Source organism: Stieleria magnilauensis, assembly GCA_007753675.1.
GTDB lineage: Bacteria > Planctomycetota > Planctomycetia > Pirellulales > Pirellulaceae > Stieleria > Stieleria magnilauensis.
Genome location: CP036432.1, coordinates 1,132,202 through 1,151,447 on the forward strand (window position 1 = coordinate 1,132,202; position 19,246 = coordinate 1,151,447).

At 58.0% G+C, this 19,246-nt stretch carries 17 protein-coding genes and 1 other RNA gene; 11 read left to right on the top strand and 7 right to left on the bottom strand.

From position 1 onward, the window contains the following. The first annotated feature begins 75 nt into the window (after positions 1-75). Both TBK1r_RS04130 and TBK1r_RS04135 read left to right on the top strand, forming a co-directional pair. Entirely contained in the window at positions 76-1,416 is a 1,341-nt protein-coding gene (locus TBK1r_RS04130) for an outer membrane protein assembly factor BamB family protein (protein ID WP_419580949.1), read from the top strand. A 142-nt stretch (positions 1,417-1,558) separates the two neighbouring features. After that, on the top strand, positions 1,559-2,167 hold the full coding sequence (locus TBK1r_RS04135; protein WP_145207659.1) for a metallophosphoesterase family protein: 609 nt from the start codon (positions 1,559-1,561) through the stop codon (positions 2,165-2,167). Between the two features lie 102 nt (positions 2,168-2,269). On the opposite strand, the gene TBK1r_RS04140 is transcribed toward TBK1r_RS04135, so the two are convergent. Then, positions 2,270-2,761, bottom strand: coding sequence for a hypothetical protein (locus TBK1r_RS04140; RefSeq protein WP_145207660.1), 492 nt, complete (start codon positions 2,759-2,761; stop codon positions 2,270-2,272). Positions 2,762-3,073: 312 nt separating this feature from the next. Between TBK1r_RS04140 and ssrA the strand changes: the two genes are divergently transcribed. Beyond that, positions 3,074-3,446, top strand: a transfer-messenger RNA (tmRNA) gene (gene ssrA, locus TBK1r_RS04145). A 111-nt stretch (positions 3,447-3,557) separates the two neighbouring features. Here the strand turns inward: ssrA and TBK1r_RS04150 are convergent. The 3 genes from TBK1r_RS04150 to TBK1r_RS38250 form a co-directional block, all read right to left on the bottom strand. After that, positions 3,558-5,195 carry a glutaredoxin family protein gene (locus TBK1r_RS04150; RefSeq protein WP_145207661.1) on the bottom strand — a complete coding sequence of 546 codons (1,638 nt, stop codon included), beginning with the start codon at positions 5,193-5,195 and terminating at the stop codon, positions 3,558-3,560. Between the two features lie 102 nt (positions 5,196-5,297). Then, on the bottom strand, positions 5,298-5,942 hold the full coding sequence (gene hemG / locus TBK1r_RS04155) for a menaquinone-dependent protoporphyrinogen IX dehydrogenase (protein WP_145207662.1): 645 nt from the start codon (positions 5,940-5,942) through the stop codon (positions 5,298-5,300). Between the two features lie 30 nt (positions 5,943-5,972). Then, positions 5,973-6,101, bottom strand: coding sequence for a hypothetical protein (locus tag TBK1r_RS38250; RefSeq protein ID WP_419580950.1), 129 nt, complete (start codon positions 6,099-6,101; stop codon positions 5,973-5,975). 198 nt (positions 6,102-6,299) lie between these two features. On the opposite strand from TBK1r_RS38250, the gene TBK1r_RS04160 reads away from it, so the two are divergent. Further along, positions 6,300-6,725, top strand: a complete 426-nt coding sequence (locus tag TBK1r_RS04160) for a methyltransferase family protein (protein ID WP_145207663.1) — start codon at positions 6,300-6,302, stop codon at positions 6,723-6,725. Positions 6,726-6,897: 172 nt separating this feature from the next. Next, positions 6,898-7,842 (top strand): helix-hairpin-helix domain-containing protein, encoded by a 945-nt coding sequence (locus tag TBK1r_RS04165; protein WP_145207664.1) that lies wholly within the window; start codon positions 6,898-6,900, stop codon positions 7,840-7,842. Between the two features lie 23 nt (positions 7,843-7,865). Here the strand turns inward: TBK1r_RS04165 and TBK1r_RS04170 are convergent, their stop codons facing one another. Both TBK1r_RS04170 and TBK1r_RS04175 read right to left on the bottom strand, forming a co-directional pair. Further along, a complete protein-coding gene (locus tag TBK1r_RS04170; protein ID WP_145207665.1) occupies positions 7,866-8,321 on the bottom strand; it encodes a c-type cytochrome in 456 nt (151 codons plus the stop codon). Positions 8,322-8,539: 218 nt separating this feature from the next. Next, positions 8,540-10,024 (bottom strand): hypothetical protein, encoded by a 1,485-nt coding sequence (locus TBK1r_RS04175; protein ID WP_145207666.1) that lies wholly within the window; start codon positions 10,022-10,024, stop codon positions 8,540-8,542. Positions 10,025-10,197: 173 nt separating this feature from the next. On the opposite strand from TBK1r_RS04175, the gene TBK1r_RS04180 reads away from it, so the two are divergent. The 6 genes from TBK1r_RS04180 to TBK1r_RS04205 all read left to right on the top strand — a co-directional run bounded on the left by TBK1r_RS04180 (position 10,198) and on the right by TBK1r_RS04205 (position 18,837). Beyond that, a complete protein-coding gene (locus tag TBK1r_RS04180) occupies positions 10,198-10,929 on the top strand; it encodes an ABC transporter ATP-binding protein (RefSeq protein ID WP_145207667.1) in 732 nt (243 codons plus the stop codon). A gap of 3 nt (positions 10,930-10,932) precedes the next feature. Next, on the top strand, positions 10,933-13,296 hold the full coding sequence (locus tag TBK1r_RS04185; RefSeq protein WP_145207668.1) for an ABC transporter permease: 2,364 nt from the start codon (positions 10,933-10,935) through the stop codon (positions 13,294-13,296). Between the two features lie 2 nt (positions 13,297-13,298). Further along, positions 13,299-14,501: an efflux RND transporter periplasmic adaptor subunit gene (locus TBK1r_RS04190; protein ID WP_145207669.1), complete on the top strand. Its 1,203-nt coding sequence runs from the start codon at positions 13,299-13,301 to the stop codon at positions 14,499-14,501. Positions 14,502-14,854: 353 nt separating this feature from the next. Next, positions 14,855-15,937 (top strand): hypothetical protein, encoded by a 1,083-nt coding sequence (locus TBK1r_RS04195; RefSeq protein WP_145207670.1) that lies wholly within the window; start codon positions 14,855-14,857, stop codon positions 15,935-15,937. Positions 15,938-16,099: 162 nt separating this feature from the next. Beyond that, positions 16,100-16,327 carry a hypothetical protein gene (locus tag TBK1r_RS04200; protein WP_145207671.1) on the top strand — a complete coding sequence of 76 codons (228 nt, stop codon included), beginning with the start codon at positions 16,100-16,102 and terminating at the stop codon, positions 16,325-16,327. A gap of 1,256 nt (positions 16,328-17,583) precedes the next feature. Then, a complete protein-coding gene (locus tag TBK1r_RS04205) occupies positions 17,584-18,837 on the top strand; it encodes a DUF1559 domain-containing protein (protein WP_145207672.1) in 1,254 nt (417 codons plus the stop codon). 186 nt (positions 18,838-19,023) lie between these two features. On the opposite strand, the gene TBK1r_RS04210 is transcribed toward TBK1r_RS04205, so the two are convergent. After that, positions 19,024-19,212 (bottom strand): hypothetical protein, encoded by a 189-nt coding sequence (locus tag TBK1r_RS04210; protein ID WP_145207673.1) that lies wholly within the window; start codon positions 19,210-19,212, stop codon positions 19,024-19,026. Positions 19,213-19,246 lie beyond the last annotated feature (34 nt).

Sequence of the window (19,246 nt, forward strand, 5' to 3'; positions counted from 1 at the left end):
CGAGTCAGTCGCCCGCAGCCGCCGAGGGATCCGTTGGAACCGCCGAGTGATCAAGACGAACAAGTGACCAGGCCGATGCGTGAAAACCTATCATTGATTCCGTTTCGCTTCTACAGTTTTAAAATGAAACATTCCAACGCACCGACGAATCGGCTCGGCTTGATCGCCATCCTTTGCCTCAGTCTATCAGCCGGAGGGGTCGGATTGGGGCAGGCCCCCGAAGCGGGGCCGTGGCCGCAATGGCGCGGCCCGACGTCGGACAATCACGCCTCGGGCGATGTGTCGTTGCCGCGTCATTGGGACTTGCGGACGGGGGAAGGCGTCGCCTGGAAAACCAAATTACCCGGCCGCGGGCATTCGACGCCTATTTTTGTTTCCGACGCGATTTTTTTGACCACGGCGGATGAGGACGCCGGCACGCAATCGGTCGTAGAACTCGACGCGCGATCCGGAAAGCTGCGTCAAGAGATCGTGTTGCACCGCGGCACGCTCCCGCCTCGCATCCATCCCAACAACTCGCACGCCTCTCCGTCGATGGCCTATGACGGCGAGCGCTTGTTCGCATCGTTCCACACCGACGATGCGATTGTGGTGACGGCGCTGTCGACCGATGGCAGCCAGCTTTGGCAGACCCGCGTCTGTGAGTTCAAACCGTCCAGTTTTCAATTCGGGTACGGCGCTAGTCCCATCATCGAAGACAACGTGGTGATCGTGGCGGCCGAGTATGACGGCAAGGACAGCGGGATTTACGCGCTGGATCGCACCAGCGGCAAGCAAGTGTGGAAAATTGCCCGGCCGCAGAACTTGAACTTTGCGTCTCCGATCGTGACGACCATCGCGGGATCGCGGCAGTTGTTGATCGCCGGGGCGGAGACGTTTTCGGCCTACGATCCGTTGAAAGGACGCTTGATCTGGCAGGTCCCGACGACGACCGAAGCGATCTGTGGGACGGTGGTCTGGGACGATCGTCACGTCATGGTCAGCGGCGGCAATCCGGACGCGGGGACCTGGTGCGTCGCCGCCGATGGAACGGAGAGGCTGATGTGGAGCAATCGTGTGATGTGCTACGAACAGTCCCTGTTGGCGATCAAAAACTACCTGTTCGCCGTCGCGGACAATGGTGTCGCCTACTGTTGGCGGACACACGATGGCAAAGAAATGTGGAAGATGCGTTTGTTCGGTGGCGGAATCAGCGCGTCACCACTGCTTGCCGATGGACACGTCGTCGTGGCAACTCAACGCGGCGAAGTGTTTCTGTACTCGGCGTTCCCGGATCGCTTTGAATCCGTTGCCAAAATCCAGACCGGTGACTCCATCTTCGCCACCCCGGTTGCCATCGAAAACCGTCTTTATGTGCGAACCGGCATCAACGAATCCGGTCGTCGTCAGGAATACCTGATCGCCATCGGCCCGTAGTCACTCGGCTAGCGGCCGGCTGACCGAAGTGGCGTCCGCTTCCAGCTTGCGTCAACGACCGTCAGGTCACGCCGTGCGTGACAGGCTTGCTAAACTAAAACACACGACGCTTCTCCATCATTTCCTGGTTTTCAAACGACTCATGAAATTCCTTTGTTTTAGCGATCTGCACCGCAATACCGAAGCGGCGCGAAATCTGGTTCGGCTTGCCGATGAAGTAGACGTCGTGATCGGCGCCGGAGATTTTGCCAATCGTCACGAAGGTCTCGCCGACACGCTGGAGATTCTGGCGGAGATCGAGAAGCCGTCGATTCTGGTGCCGGGCAACGGGGAGACCGTGGAAGAACTTCGCAGTGCCACCGAGGACTGGAAGTCGGCTACCGTGTTGCACGGAGAAGGATGCGAGATTGGTGGCGTCCCGTACTGGGGCGTCGGGGGCGGGATTCCCGTGACACCGTTCGGCGATTGGTCGTATGACTTTGACGAAACGCAGGCGAGTGAGTTGCTCAGCGGTTGCGACGAGGGAGGCGTGTTGGTGGTGCACTCGCCGCCGCTTGACACGGTCGATCGCGACAGTGGTCGCAGGGTCCGGGGCAGCCAATCGATCCGCGATTGCGTGTTGGCCAAGCGTCCGCGATTGGTGGTCTGTGGTCACATCCACGATGACTGGGGAAAGCAGGTCAAGCTCGAGGAAAGCCTGGTGCTCAACGCCGGTCCGCGGGGCGTGGTCGTCGAAATCGACTTCGACTGACACCGCGGCAGTGGATTCATTGCCATTTGAATGGGCAGAATCATCTTGCCAAGGCCGCCTTCTGGCGACGGCAGCTGCGCAACCGTTTTTTTTCTGTCGGCACTATTGCCAGAAGCTGTCCGTCGTGGACCGGTGCGGCAGCGACTCGATCGGTTTCGGTTGCGGGGGCGCTGCCGCAGGTTTAGCCGGGGTGTGTTGCGGTGGTTGGACGACCGCTGACCAGATGGCGACCGGGGCCTTCCGTTCGACCGGCGTCGGTACGGCACTGATCGGCGCGGGGGAAACCGGCACGGGGGAAACCGGCACGGCGATGGGCGGAAGTTGTTGTTGGGGTACGTAGGTCGCGGGTGCCCGATGGTACTGGGTCGCGCTCGGCAGGCGGCGGTGATAGCTGGACCCGCGCGAGGGTTGGGAACGCTGGCGGCTGAAGTTTGCGTTTTTGTTGCTCGTGTAAAACGCGCCCATCCGCTTGTTCATGGGTTTGGCCCAGCCCCATCCGCTGTTGCCCCCGGCCGATGCATCGCCAGTGGCCAACAGGCCGGATCCGAGGACGGTGAGAGCGACAAGCAGTGCAAAAGGTTGGGGGCGGTTCACGGTGTTGACCCTTTCAGATTCGGGATGGGATGGAAATCACGCGGGAGACGTTTACCAAGCGGCACCATCAAGACGATGTTACGGCGTCGGCGCCGAGAAAGAAAATAAAATTCTCAACGAGTCTCTCGAGCGGTCAGAACCCTTCCCCGGAGCATCATTCTGCCACCGATGATTCTGCCAAACGCTTGCCTGAATCACGCGGCACGTTAGGATAGTGTGAACCGAGGAGGTGATTTTGTGTCACTTCCGACGCATCGATACTCGCCGGCGAGTCGCAGAGTTTGCGGTCCGTCGCGGGCACCGACCAGTCAGGGGGGCGACTTGGATTCGACCGGATGATTGGAAGCGTATGGTCGCGTGTCGTGGTTGATCAGTTGGCCACGTAAAAAGCTGATCACAATTTTTAATTGCAGATGAAAATCTCCAATTGGCTGCCTAATTACAGGCTGCCCGGACTGATGGGGGCTGCCAGAGTCGCCTGAAAGTCCGTCACAATTCTGGATCGCCCGCCGTCCTGCTCGAGACGCGGCGGGTTAAACAAGATTCGAGCTAGCGAGCCACGTAGTTTGTCCAGCAACGCCGTGGTAAGCGAAGCGAGTTTCGGCTCATAACCGCAGGACTACACACGTAGACGCCGTCGTGGACGCATCGCGGGACGAGGGTTCAATTCCCTCCGCCTCCATCACAAGCCGATTTGCGAGAGATCGCAAATCGGCTTTTTTTCGTCGATTCGATGCTGCTGGCCCAATCGTCCGCGACTTTTAATTGCGCGGTTTTGGGTTGCCGTGCGTTGAGGCTATGAACCAAGTTGCAACCAGGACGGACGAAGGATCATCACCAATCCGAGCACCAGAATGACGGCCCCGCTGAGCAGTTTTAGCCACCTCCCCTCACGCTCTTGCAGTTTGCGGTGCGAAAGCGTCACGACGACCACTGCGACCAGCAGCGTATCGTCCAGCATGTAGGCCAGGATATACAGCGATAGAAACGCGTAGTTCTTCCAGGCGGGGTAGTCCTGGATCGTCAGCACTTGAGTGTACAGAGCCGGCAGCCCGGCCGTGCACAACAGTTCGATCATGTTGACGATCACCGCCAAGACCACCGCGCCGGTCAAGGCCACCGTCAAATACTTGGCGCTGACGATCTCGCGGACGCGTCGGTACAACCCCGGTTTGCTCGATTCGGGAATCGAAAACGAAAGACCTTTTTTGAACGCAAAAAAGTCTTTGACGTTGATCACGCCGATGAACAGCGCCAGGAATCCTAACGCAAGTTGCACCGGTCTGGCGATTCCGATCAACAGGAAAATGTTCAGCCAGGCCGCCATGAATGCGAAGTAGGCCAGTCCGCTGATGAAGACGAACGTCCCTGCGATCAGCAGGATCTTGCGGCGGTCTTTGATGTTGACCAACACCGAAAGCAAAAACACCAACACCCACATGGCGCAGGGGTTGAATCCGTCCACCAGCCCGATCGCCAAAGTGAACAAGGGCATGCCTAGCTTCGAAGCGCTGACCGGACCCAGCATCGGAACATCGATCGTATCGCTCGTGACCACTTCTATCGGCGTTTCGCTTTCGCCGGACTGCGACGGCGTGGCTTCCTCGGGAAGCTCCAACAAATCCATCGGGATCTCGACGGCGTCATCCTCCTGCTGCGTCGCTTGAGCAACCAGCAGTGCCATCGGCAAGACAGTGGCGTAAGCTTCCAGCTTGCGATCGGTGTCGCCGGCAAGTTGGAAGCTTGCGCCACTTGTTCGCCGACGGCTCAAGGGTTCTGGCCGTTCCATCCCGGACACGTCCCTGATCAATTGCTCCAGTTGGGCGCCCGTGCTTTCGTCGCCCTGGTAACCGATCAAGATGCGTCTGGCAAAGTCAATTGTCGGCAACCCCGGCGGGCTGCCGGCTTTGCGACACAGCGTTTCCCACTCTGTCCTGGCCGTCGCGGATCGATCGACATCATGGATCACGAAACGAATCGCCGGCCACCGTTGTTGCAGGGTCGGCAGAAACGCTTTCAGTTTGCCGCACTTGGGGCAAGTCGTTCGAGTGTAGAGGTTGGCGGTGAAAAGCTGTTCGATCTCCGGGCCGGTTCGCCTGGCATCGTCGAATCCAAAATACATCCTGTCGCAGGCGTAAAATGCCGGCAGCAACGGTTTCTCTCGGCCCGCTTGTTTGGACAGTTCGTACAGGCGAATCAGTTGTGTTTTGTCATGCAGCACATCATGAAGACGAATGTCCAGCCCGTTGATTCGCTGCTTCAATTGATCGCAATACTCCTGAACCGCATCGGCGGATTCGCGATCGCTGCGGACAAACACATCGAGGCGAATTTGATACGTTGCTTGATCGGGCGGAGGGTCGTCGGCGCGTATCCAGGTCAGCGATGCGGACGACCAGAACAGACAGCTCAGTAGCGCAATTCGGAAAGCCATGGTTGATCGGCCCATGATGCGTGTTGGAAATCGGTAGCCCCTCTCCACACACACTCTCGGTGCACGACGCATACCAATGGCGTGCTTCCAATCGTCACAGGCTCAGGCTGACTCTTCAGCTTTAGCGCGAAGGTTGGCGACCGAGTAACGTCGCGTCGGTTTGGAATACAGCGTTCGCTGCGCGTACTCGTCGTCGGGCTGTTTGCACCGCTGAATGAACTCTACAAACTGTTCGACAAACAGGTCGACCTGCTTCCAATTGGTGAACTCATAATCAAAACGCGTGTCGGTCGGACCGCCCCCTTTCTTGACGACCAACTGCACCAGTTTGCGTTTCAGCCAGTTGTACTTGGAATAGGTCAACGCGCCGGCGAAATGCGTCGTCAACAAGGGGTTCCAATCCGTCTCGTGCAAATAGGCTTCGGTGATCTTTCGAATCTCATCCTGTTCACTTTCGTCGTTGCTGAGGATGCCCAGGCTGACCGAAAAAAACGCCGACGGCATTTCGTGCAGGATGTCGCGAAACTGTTTGAGATACTCCGCCAGACGGACGTCGTAGTGGGAGTAGTGAATCGGGGAGCCGACGATGACCGCGTCGTAGGCATCCAGCGCGATCGGCCGATTGGGACCGACTGCAATGTTGTGCCGGTCCGATGCAATGCCTTGCGCGGCTAATCGTTCGGAGATGCGACGGGCGATTTTTTCGGTTTGGCCTTCGTCAGTCGCAAAGAGAATCAAAGTCCGCATTCAACCTGTCCTTGCCGGAGCGTTGAGACGTTAAAGCATCGCGGTGAGCGTTCCGGACACCGTTTTTGCGAAGATCAACAGCGACATGATGGCGATCACGATCACCGATATCCAAAAAACCTTTTCGTGCGGAGAGTCCTTCCAATCGATTCGACTCATCGTTCTGCCTTGGGTTTTAAAGACCAGCGTGCTCGGTTCCACGCTTTTCGAACGCTTTGACACGACGCTAGGAATTTGCAGAATGCATCTTCTGTGCCAAGTCCGCCGTGTCGCGATTGACCGTCACATCGTGCAACATTGTCGCGCGTTTGTCGCGGATTGGCCATTTTCGCACACTCCGTCCACGAGGCCGTTCGATTGCTTTGGATCCTGATTGTCGCGCAGTTTCTGCTCGCCGCGGTGCTCGTTTTGTCCGCCCGCTGGTCGCCGCTGCCCGTCGTGACCTTGATGATCGCCGCGCCGGGGATCGGCTTGGCGGTTTGGGCGTGGGCGAAAGTGGGATGGCGGAAAATTCGAATCCACCCGGCGGCGACCGAGCAGACAGAGTTGCTCACTGACGGGCCGTACGCAATCGTGCGTCACCCGATGTACGCGGGATTGCTGTGGTTTACCGCTGCGTTGCTGTTGACCCCGCTGGTGTGGTGGCGGGTGGTCAGTTGGGTCGCGCTGCTCGTCGTCCTGTACGCCAAATCTGCGCACGAGGAGCAATCGATGCGCGAGCGGTTTGACGGCTACCAGGCCTACCAGAACAGGGTGGGGCGTCTGTTTCCGGTGCGCCGGTAACCGGATGAACCATTCTTGGTCGCGACGCCTGGCGTGATCGCCGCCGCGGTTAGCGTCCGATCAGCGGTGGTGTCGCGCCCAACGGCACGAAGTCTGCTGGTGTATAATCAAGCCGACCCGACGGTGTTTTCTGGTGACGATCCTAGGACCACGGAACTGCAGGCGGTGTGTCATGGATAATGCGGAGTCTCCATCCTCAAATTCGTCCCTTTCGTCCGTCGACGATCCTGCCGAGCGGCGACGCGTCGGGTTGGACGAAAACAGGCGGATCGCAAATCATCTCGGCGAGATCGCCAGTTTGCTGGAATCGCAACACGCCAGCGAATTCCGTGTGTCGGCCTACCGCAAGGCGGCCGGCACGTTGTTGAACCTTCAAACCCCCGTGCGATGGATTGACCAGAAGCATGGGATCGAGGGCTTGATTCGAATCGAGACGGTCGGGCAATCGATCGCGAGTCTGATCGACCAGTATTTGAGAACCGGTCGAGTCCCGCTGCTGGATCGGTTGCGTGGTGAGGCGACCGCGGAAAGGATCTTTACGACATTGCCCACGATCGGTCCCGAACTGGCCCATCGAATCTATGACGCGCTGCACGTGGAAACACTTCCCGAACTGTACAACGCGGCGATCCACGGCAAACTCGGTCAGGTCCCCGGGATTGGGCGGAAACGGGCCGCCGCGATTCAAGAGGTGCTGGCTGAACGATTGCGGCGAAACCCCAGTCCGATGACGCCCTTGTATCCGCAGACAGATCGTTCGATTCCGGTTGCCGAGATCTTGGACGTCGACGCCGAGTACCGTCGCAAAGCAGAACAGGACAAACTGCCCAAGGTCGCGCCCACCAAATTCAATCCCGGCGGTGTCGCCTGGTTGCCGATCTTGCACACCCAGCGTGACGACCGCCACTACACCGCCTTGTATTCCAACTCGGCACGCGCGCATGAATTGAACACGACGAAGGATTGGGTGGTGATCTACCGTGACGACGACCAACAGCACGGCCGCTGGACGGTGATCACGTCCCAGTTCGGGAAACTACACGGATGCCGAATCATTCGAGGCCGCGAAGACGAATGCCGCGACATCTATCTGAGGTCCCAGCAACGAAACCAGTAGCGTCCAAAGCCGTGCTTCAGTGGTTAATAATATGGCACGAAGGGCGTCGGCACGTAGATCTCCACTTCGTAATGCTGTTGCAAGAACGTGACCAGATCCGCCAATTGCGTCACCGTCATTTCGTCATTGTACGACCGCATCTTGGAAACCTCGCCCTCTTGGATCTCGTCGGATTTGTAACCGAGCGCGAAGCGGTGGGACGGGTTGATGATGGACGTCACGAGGTCTCCGTAGGTCACCACGTATCCCTTTTTGCCACCCAGGGCGACCGTCGTCACGTCTTCGGACACGCTGGCGTCCAACTCCACTCCGTCCACCGTGTGACACCCGTTGCACTGCAACGCCACAAACGTCGCCTTACCACGTTCGGCATCGCCTTCGGGCAACGTGAACCCCCAGCCGGACTTTGGATTCGGCGTGCATCCAACTAGCGCCGACAAAAAAAGCACGCCCAACGCAGTTTTGAATGACTTGATCATCGATCGATTTCGATTGGGGAAAGACCTCGAACCGTAACAGACCAAGCACAATCGCAAGCGTTGTGCCAACCGTGATGTCGTGCTTTCTGACGCAGCGTTTGGCCGGTGACGCACACTTCGCGAAATGGTGTGCGTTACCGCTCAGTACGCTTTGGCCAGATCGGTCAAAGCGATGGACGGAAAATGAGTGGGACCCGACGTTTGTTTTCCGTTGGTTACTAAATGACCAACGTCATGCCCAGCACCAGACTCTCTTGCACCACATCCCGATCGCTAACGGTTGTGATGTCGATCAGCGGGGCAAAGCCCGAACTGCGGACGTATTCAGCCGACACGCTGCAATAGCCGTTCAGGTGGCGGAAATAGCCGATCACCAACTGGCGATTGAATTCAAATTCTGAGCCGTCGGAGCCCTGGTCACCCGCACTCCAGCTGACACTGACGTACTGCGGGCAGGTGTCCCGATCGATCCAATAGGCGGCTTCGGTTCGATAGGCGCTGACCAATGTTCCGGTGACCGGCCAGGGATGGGTGGTCGAAACAAATTCTCCCGCCAAGGACAATCGGCCCTTGTCGATACGGCCGTTGACGTTCCATCCGCTGTTGTAATCGGACCCGAATTGGTTCGACTCCAAATGCTCGGCACTGAAACCGTCATAGATGGTTCCGAGTAGGAATCCGACGCCCAGTTGGACCGAGTGTGTGGAGGAGTCTCCGGTATGCCAAGTCGCGTTGGCCGCCAGGTTGTTCAGTTTGCCGCGCTCGGGCGAATCATTCAGACGGATTCCGCGGCCACCGTTGATTGCCGCCGCGGTCAGGTCCCAGCGTTGATCGTGGTATCCGATGCCGACGCCTTCTGCCAACGCGGCGAAATAGTGCCAAGTGACGGCCTGGGTGAACGGGCTGAGCGTGCTGAAATCGCCAAAGCCGACATTTTTCTTGCCGAGATAGAAGTAGAACGGCGAAACGTCCAGATCACCGATCAAAGCGTACGCCTGTCTGACTTGCAGGCTGCCCTGTTTGAAATCACCGAAGCTGAAGACGTCGGAAAACAATAGTTCTCCGTGGACGCTGACCGTGGGCGCGACATACGCGGTCGCGTGCGCGTTGGCTTGCAGCATCCGCGCGTCGGTGGCTGTTTTGCCGCTGAAATCCGTCGGAAATCGGCCCAGGTAAGGAAACTTGTTTTCTGTGTTGGTCGTCGCCGCCAGAAACGAAAGCCGTGCCTGGCCGCCGACAACCACGGCGGGCGACGTCGATCCGAATTGCCGGCGGTGATGCAGCAGATGCCGTTCTTTGTCCGTCTGTCGGTTCTGGAAATCGAGCATCTGCTGGGTCAATCTGCCGTTGAGCCGCAACCAGTGCCGAGACGCGGATCGCTCAGCGGTCGACCATCGCTGGCTGACCGGTGCGCTGACCGGTGCGATTTCCGGTGCGATTTCCGGTGCGCTGACCGGTGCGATTTCCGTCACCGGATCCAACTCGACGTCCGCCTCCCAGTCCGCTGGTTCTGCACCACCGTGCGTAGGAGCGGGCTGCGCGATCGCACACGTCGCGGTCAAAAACGGCCCGGTCAAAAACGAGACCGCGATCCACAACAGCATGAAACGACCGGTGGTGGCAGCGCCGCAACAGCGGGGCAGGCTTTTCACCTCGCTGTCGGCTGGTTGATGCCGGCCGAACGATCCGTGTCGATTCCCCATCGGCTTATCCGCTATAAAAAGGCGTGTCCATTTTCGGCTCGATCGCAATAACGCCGTCAATCACATGCGTGCCCGACGCGTATCGAATGAATCGGTTGGGACGACTTTGCAGGTTAGGATACTTTTCCGGCCGGCAGCATTTCTCAATCAAAACGCGGCCTTTGACACAGACTATGAGCGCAACAAAGGTCCAGACCGATAAAACCAGCGTGTTTCACGCCATCGACATCGCCAAGATCTATCAGATGGGCGAAGTGCAAGTGCACGCGCTGCGCGGGGTCAGCCTTGAGCTTTACGAAGGCGAATTCGTCGTGCTGCTGGGGGCATCGGGCAGCGGAAAGTCGACGCTGCTGAACATCCTGGGCGGTTTGGACTCGCCCACGTCAGGAACGGTTCATTACCTGGATCACGAACTGACCGCCAGTGATGCCTCCGAGCTGACGCGTTATCGCCGCGACAACGTCGGTTTCGTGTTTCAGTTTTACAACCTGATTCCCAGTTTGACGGCTCGTGAAAACGTTGAATTGATCACCGAGATCGCCACGTCGCCGATGGACGCAATGGATGCGTTGGATCTGGTGGGATTAAAGCCCCGCGCCGACCACTTTCCCGCTCAGCTTTCCGGGGGAGAGCAGCAGCGCGTCGCGATTGCTCGGGCGATCGCGAAGAATCCGAACGTGTTGCTGTGCGACGAACCGACCGGCGCGTTGGACGTGCAAACGGGGATCGTGGTGTTGCAAGCGATCGGGCAGATCAATCGACAGTTGGGGACCACCACCGCGGTCATCACACACAACGCGGAGATCGCCAAAATGGCCGACCGGGTGATCCTGTTGTCCGACGGTCACATCGCCGGCATCGAAACCAACTCGACCAAGGTCGCGGCGCAGGACCTGAGGTGGTGAGCGATGCGAAAGCTGGACCGCAAGCTGCTCCGAGACCTGTATCAATTACGTGGGCAAGCGGCGGCGATCGTGTTGGTCATTGCCGCCGGCGTCGCCACTTTTGTGATGTCGATGTGCGCCTATCGTTCGTTGACGGCGACCAAGGACGCGTTCTACCGCGACTATCGGTTTGCGGACGTCTTTACCTCAACACACCGGGCTCCCGACGCGCTGTTGCCGCGACTGCGCGACATCGAGGGAGTCGCGGCTATTGAAACCCGCTTGGTCTACGACGTCCTGTTGGATGTGGTCGGCATGTCCGAGCCGGCCACCGCTCGATTGATCAGCGTGCCCGACCGCGGCCAAAGCGAGCTGAATCAAGTTTACATCCGCCGTGGTCGCATGATCGAGCCGTTGCAAAGTGGCGAAGTCGTGGTTTCGGAGGTGTTTGCCGCGGCGCACGGATTTGTGCCCGGTGACCAGGTGCGTGCGATCATCAATGGCAAGACCCAATCGATGAAGATCGTCGGGATCGCGTTGTCGCCGGAATACGTCATCCAAGTTCAACCGGGCAGCGTTTTGCCGGACGACAAACGGTTCGGCATCTTCTGGATCGGCCGCCGGGACTTGGAAGCCGCCTTCGACATGACCGGCGCCTTCAACAGCGTTACCGTCCGTTTGGCACTCGGTCACGAGACGGCACGCGTGATCGATGAACTGGATCGCTTGCTCAAACCCTATGGCAGCGTCGGCGCGTACGACCGTGACGAGCAATTGTCGCACCGGTATTTGTCCGACGAATTGTCACAGCTTCGCGGCATGGCGGTGATGGCACCGGCGATCTTTTTGGGCGTTGCCGCGTTTCTGCTCAACATCGCAGTCTCTCGAATCATCACCCAGCAACGCGAACAAATCGCCGCGCTCAAGGCCTTCGGGTATTCCGATTTCGAAGTCGGCGCCCATTACCTGAACCTGGTGTTCGTGATCAGCGTGGGCGGTAGCATTGCCGGTTCGTTGATCGGGTTTTGGATGGGGGCCAATATGATGGGAATGTATGAGGAGTTTTACAAGTTTCCGGCTTTGACGTTTCTGATCAATTGGCCTGCCGTCGCCGCCGCATTTTTGATGACCAGTGCTGCCGCGGTGGTGGGGACGTTTCTGTCGGTACGATCAGCCGTCACATTGCCGCCGGCCGAAGCGATGCGGCCCGAGGCGCCGCCGAGCTACCGAACGTCTTGGTTTGAGCGTGTGGTTCCCAAGCGGTTTTTGGCACCGGAAATGCGGATGGTCGTCCGTAACTTGACTCGGCGACCGGTCCGTGCGGCACTTTCGGTCGTCGGAATTGCCATGGCCGTCGCGGTGATGGTGCTCGGCAATTTTTCCCTCGACGCGATGAACTACATGATGGAGTTTCAATTTCGTCTGGCCCAGCGTCAGGACCTGACCGTCACCTTCGTGGAACCGGCGACCGAATCGGTGATGTACGAAGTGCAAAACCTGGACGGGGTCTTGGAGAGTGAAACGATGCGGAGTGTCGCCACCCGCATTCGATTCCAGAATCGTTCGCGTCGGATCGGCATCATGGGGCTGCTGCCCGATCCCCAACTGTATCGATTGTTGGATGCCGATGAACGCGAAGTGCGAGTGCCCGAATTCGGGATCATGCTCAACAGCAAACTCTCGGAGGTCTTGGGGGCCTCGATCGGTGACGAAGTGATCGTCGAGGTCTTGGAAGGCAAGCGTCCGACGTTGACGATGGAGGTTTCGGCGATCGTGGAAGAATACGCGGGAATCAACGCGTACATGAACAAACGCCGCCTTCACGAGGTCCTGTTGGAATCCAACGTTGCTTCGGGGGCGTTTTTGAAAGTCGATCCGAATCGCATCGATGCGGTGTTCGCCGAACTGGAAGAACGCCCGGGGGTGGGCAGTGTCACGATCAAGGACGCCATGATGCAAAGTTTTGAACAAACCGTCGCCGAGAACATCTTGGTCATGCGGTCCTTCATCGTGATGTTCGCCGCGGTGATCGCGATCGGCGTGGTCTACAACACCGCCAAGATTTCGTTGTCCGAACGGCAGCGTGACTTGGCGACGATGCGTGTCATGGGGTTTACCAATCGTGAGGTATCCACCGTGCTATTGGGAGAGATCATCATTTTTACCGTGTTGGCGATCCCGCTCGGTTGCGTGATCGGGTACGGTTTGGCGGCGGTGATGACGGCGGGGTTGGACACCGACAACTACCGGATTCCGTTGGTGGTCAGCCGAAACACGTTGCTGTTGGCTTCGTCGGTGGTCGTGGTGGCGACGATCCTTTCGGCGCTGCTGGTGCAACGACGCGTGAAACGTTTGGATCTGATCAGCGTGCTAAAAACAAGGGACTAGTGGTGCGATTTTCGCTAAAGACATTGCTGTGGGGAATCCTGGTGATCTCGCTCGTCATGGTCGCCGTCGCTGCGCTGTTCCCCAAACCCGTTGCGGTCCGAGCAACCCCGGTCACGGTCGGGCCGCTACGGGTGTCGGTGGTCGAAGACGGTAAGACCCGGATTCGAGAAAAGTACACCGTGTCCGCGCCGGTTTCGGGCCGTTTGTCACGCATCGAACTCCGCGAAGGCGATTACATCAGTGTGGATCGCTTGCTGGCGGTGATTCTGCCCAGTGACCCCGCGTTGCTGGACCAACGTTCGTTGGCCGAGACCCATGCCCGGGTTCAAGCCGCCGAGGCCGCCGTGCTGCGAGCCGATTCCAGGGAGCAACAGGCCAGGATCGATTTCGGCTTGAGCCAAACAAAATTCGATCGTGCCAAACGTCTGCTGCCCCAACGTGGCATTTCGCAGGACGAATATGACATCGCCGAATCGCAAATGCTGGCGGACAAACAAGCGATCGAAACCGCGTCCTTCGAATCGGAAATCTCACGATTTGAACTCAAGATGGCCAAGGCGGCTCTGAATCAATTTGAACAAGACGACGACGAGGTCCAAGTCGCTCCCTTTGAAATCTTTTCTCCCATCGACGGTCGAGTGCTGCGGGTGATGGAAAAAAGTTCCACGGTGGTCAACGTCGGAACACCGTTGATCGAACTGGGCGATCCACGCAACCTGGAAATGGAGATCGACGTGTTGTCGACCGACGCGGTCAAAATTCGAACCGGCGCGGACGTCACGATCGAGCACTGGGGTGGGGAATCTCCGCTCAAGGGCAGCGTGCGCGTGGTGGAACCCGGGGCGTTTACCAAGATTTCATCGCTCGGCGTCGAAGAGCAACGCGTCAACGTGATCGCCGATTTCAACGAACCGCCCCAGCGAATCGCTTCGCTGGGAGACGGCTATCGAGTCGAGGCTCGGATCACCATCAACCAGCTCGACAAGGCCCTGTTGATCCCCAACAACGCCCTGTTTCGCTACGAGCAACAATGGCATGTTCTGGTGGTGCAAAACGGCGCCGCCGAACTGCGGAAGGTCGAGATCGGCATCCAAAACGAATCACAAGCCCAAGTCGTTTCGGGATTGGTCGAGGGGGAACGCGTGATCGAATACCCCAGTGACCAGCTCAACCCGGGTACGCCGGTCACCGTGCTGAAGGATTAATACTCCGCCCAGATCTGAAGGCGGGTTTCGTTTTTCGAGCGGAAAACGGGGCAGGCTGTAACGTGTGGAGCGACGAAACGACCACCGAGCCCACCGATGGCAACGCGGCCCCACGGAATTTTTGAACACTATCATCGCTGGGGCCGCCCTGCCATCGGTGGGTAACAATTTCGATGGTTTCTTGGACTTGCGGCCCTGGGACGCGGTAGAATTTGGATTCAACTTTTCAGTTGTCGCGCCCGATGCAATGTCCGCCCACGCCTGCTCAACAGGTCCGCTTCACGGCGACCGAAGCGTTCGACGCGATGAGTTCACTTACGTCTTTTCGAGAACCGGTCACTGGGGAAGTCAACATGGCAACGACAAGTATGCTTGGCAACGCGACGCCGAAGCCTGTGTCACGGGTGAGACCGTCGAAGGTCGATCCACGGACAGCTCAACCGTTTACCTTGGATCAGGAACTGGAGCCGTTCGGAACCTGGGCCGGCGATCCGATTCTTGTGCCGCCCAAAGACGCGAGCAAGGAAATGGCCGAGACGATGCTTCGTCAATCGGGCATCTTGACGTCCAAAGAGAAAAGCTGGGAATCGGTCGTCGAAGAACATCGCGGCCAATTCACGCAAGTCCGAGAGCTGGAACTGACCAAGGCTTCGATCCGGCTGCCCCAAAGCAAGTTGTTCTTCACCGTCACTCAGCAGGACCACTTTGACAAGATCACCGATCCGATCCCCGCTTGTGTGCAGACCCGCCTGGACGAATTCCTTGCTGGGCCCGGCAAGCGACGCGGCGTCAAAGTCTATTACCTCAAGCCGCTCTGCATTGAAGTCGATCACGAACTGATCTTCACTTCCCGCGAAGGCCTGATGTCCGCTATCACCAAGGTTCAGGAGGAAGTGTTTACCGAATACCGTCGCATGTATCTGTTCCGACGTCCTCGGCACACGCTCGGAAAAATGGCTCACGCAACCATGGCCATGCCGCGAGCGATCGCAAATCGGGCGATCCAGCGGCGTCAGAAAGCGATCGATGCCTATCAGGCCAAGCTGGAATTTCAGCGTCGTCGAATCGCGTTGCGGGCGGCCAAAACCTTTGAGAAAAATCGCACGACCGGGTGCTCGTTCGATGAGATGTTGGAGCTGACCAACCCGCTGCAACGTCACGACGTGATCGAGCAGTACGGCGTGGAGAACGAACTCTCGCGCGCCAAACGCGATCAGTTGATTCGTATGGCGGCGGGCCAGATCCCCTGGTTCGTCGCGTTCACACTCGGGATGTCGTACTTGGTTTCGGTCGGCATCACCATCGGTACGTCCTTGTCGCCGCCGGTCATGGTTTGCGACCCCGCGTTCGTCGCGGAGTTCCCCGGATCGAACGGGCAAGTGCTCAAGATCGGCCACTTCGATGAAGTCGCGGGTGTGACCCACGTCGAAATCTGATCCAGTTGCTTTAGCGATGATCCCGTTGTGTCGAGTCGTCCAGCCCTCGCCGACGACTGGTTAGAATGGTGGGACGGCGACAGGGCGTTGCGCTGTCGCCGGATTGTTCCGACACACAGTTCTGACACACTGCCCATTTCGTCGAAGACACTGGAAGCTCCCATGGCCACACGATTCATCTTCAATCCACCCGTCGATGCCGCTGAGTTCGACGAAAAGGTCGCGTTGCAGCAACACCCCGAGCACCGCATCTCCATCAAAAGCGGCAGCACAGTCGTCGATGAACTCACCGTCGAAACGGATTCGGAGACCGAGATCCTGAATCTGCAACAGGAGTTGGCCAAACTGTTCGGAACCGTGACTGTCCAACGCGGTGTCCATTTGCTTTAGCACGACCGCTTTGAGGCGTGTTCGCGTTTTCTGTATGGCCGCCTCCTTTGGTCGCTGGCCTCCCCCTCTCTCCATGGCACCTTCGCTGCGGACGACGGTCTCTACACAGCCAAAGCAACCCTCCCTGGCAGCATTGGTATCCACGAATCTTTTGCATGTCAAATCAGTTCTGTTTGGATGGTTTCGGCCAACTGCCGTTTACATCCATCGACTTGGGCATCGCCCAAGATCTGCAAACGAAAACCAGAGGGATTGGCCAACGGCCATATACAAATGCCTCGTCAAACGCGAGGGTTGTGCATGGCCGTTGGCCAAATTGAACCTCGTTGCGATGAGGTTCCTGGGGCGGCGCAACCTTCGCAAATGCTCGGTTTGCTTGCCCCAGGCTAGGGATATGCATGCCCTTTGGGCAAAAAGCGACTTGTGCAGATACCAATGCCCTGGCAGAGAGAGTCGAGCGCAGCGAGGGGAGGGTCGATGGTCATCTTAGGCAGCGTTTGCGCGGATTGGCGTTCGTAGACTCGCGCCAAACGGCTGATCATCGATTGATGTCAGCCGGTTTGCGCCAGCGCGAGCGACCTCCTCATTCGTGTTGGTTTAGCGGTATCGGGAACCTGCCGCGTCGGGCTGTCGCGCCGGCAGGGTGCCGCCTCCAAATGAGGATCACTTCTACACCTTAGCGAGCTACCTTTCTTGCCCAACGCTCAGGTGAACTCGGTGGTGACACTTGATTTCCGATTGCTGCGGAGTGATTCGATCTCGGGCTTGATCAGGGAGATCACTGACCACTCACTGTAGGGTCCGTCTCGTTCTTTTGGTTATTCATCATGCCACCCTGATCGACGCTTGGGTGGGCAACCTTTCGCCCGGAATGGTGTTCTATAAGCTAAAGGACATATCGATGATAAAGAGAGGAGAGGTTGGGTTTATGGTTGTAGCAACACGCATTAGAAACACCGCTAGGAGCCGTGGCCGCATCTAAAGACGGCCGGGGCAATAATTCGCAACCTCATCCCTTGACAATAATTTCGAATGAGCAAGCATGTAGGATCCCACCCTTATGCAAGCACTTCGTCCAGCGGTCTCATCGGTGCCGTCACTCGCCCACCCAAAAGAAGCGTGTTGAAAGATCCGGATGCGCGCAATGTGAAGTTCTTTAATTGCGCGTGAAATCAACGAAACTTATTGGCCGCAACGTAAGTTAAAAAGACTTGTATTTCTGAACTACCTTTTCACTTTTACATCGAGACCCTTCAATGAAGCGTTCCGCTCGCCCGAGCAACGGTTTTACACTTGTTGAGCTTTTGGTTGTTATCGCCATTATCGGTATCCTCGTCGGTCTATTGCTTCCCGCCGTCCAGGCAGCTCGAGAAGCCGCCCGACGAATGAGTTGCAGCAATAACTTCAAGCAATTGGGGTTGGCCGTCCATAACTATCACAGCGCCTACAAACAGCTTCCTATCCATGGCGTAGGCACCGGCAGCACCGACGGAGGCAGCGCCCCCTTCGGTGTCGTCACCGCTACCACCAACTGGTGGACGAACTATGGCGATGCCAACGCGTGGCGGTTGAGTGCCCTGGTCGGTTTGACTCCATTCATGGAGCAGCAAGCGATTTGGGACGAGATTTCAAACCCCAGCTACATCAACGCGATTGATCCGACCAACCGACTGAGCGTTCCTTGGCCCGCGATGGGGCCAACCGTGCAGTTCATCCAATACCGTCCCTGGGTCACCGAGATCCCGATGCTGCGTTGCCCCAGCGATCCCGGCGTCGGTCTGCCCGCTCAAGGGCGAACCAACTACGCCGCCTGCCTGGGCGATTCGATGGAATGGTCGGTTCGCGGCCCGAAGCAGCACCAAGCGTCGACCGGAGAGGTCGTCGCCAACTCGAGTTGGGCCATGCGTTCGCTGGCCGCCGACCGCGGAGTGTTTGTGCCTCACAAAGACTCCAAGTTTCGCGACATCCTGGACGGCTTGTCCAATACGGTAGCCTTCGGTGAAATCCTCACCGACCTCGGCGACCGCGATGCACGGGGAACCCAAAGCATCAACGGTAACCCGCCCAATGAAATTCGTTTGAACCCCAGCTATTGCGTCGACAACAATCAGCTCGATCCCGATCGACCGGGATATTGGGCACCGGCGACGCCGACGGAGAATGCAAACAATGGACGTGGGTTCAAATGGGCCGACTTCCGACCGAACTTCAGCGGTTGTCATACGATTTTCCCTCCCAACGCACCTATCGGCGGCGGCAACAACTCCGGGCAAACCGGCATGTTTCCTCCGTCTAGCCGCCACCAAGGTGGGGCGCATGTTCTGTTGGCCGATGGTGCGGTGATCTTCATCACCGACTCGATCGAATCAGGCGACTTGCACCAAGAAATGGTTTGGCAGTCCCCCGTCAACGGTGTCTCCGTCCCAGGCTCGAAGAGCCCCTATGGACTTTGGGGAGCACTCGGCACGCGAGCCTCTCGCGAAACGATTCAAGAACAATTGAATCAATAGTCTGGTGAATCGCTAGCCCGCCGCAGCGTTGGCTTTGGCGGGCACCGAATCCGATAACATAAAAAAACTCTCGGCCCCGCAGCGGGCCGAGAGTTTTTTCGTTGTTGGTCACCGCACCAAAAGGCGATGTTGCAAAACGCGGTGCGGCACCGCTGCAAGCGGCGCACTCGCTGAGATCGCTCGATGTTATTTCGTGGCTTTGTCGGCGTTCTTCATCTCGCCGGCCAGCGCCGATTGCTCGGCGGCTTCGGTTGCCAAGTACTCGTCAATTGCAGATTGGTCGGCATCGGAGACGGCATCGGGCGTTGGTGAGGAGCACCCGGCCAGACATAAGGCCAGCAGACCTAGCGATAGCGTTTTTGCGAACGGCTTCATTCATATATCCTTGTAAAGACGATAAGTGTCATGG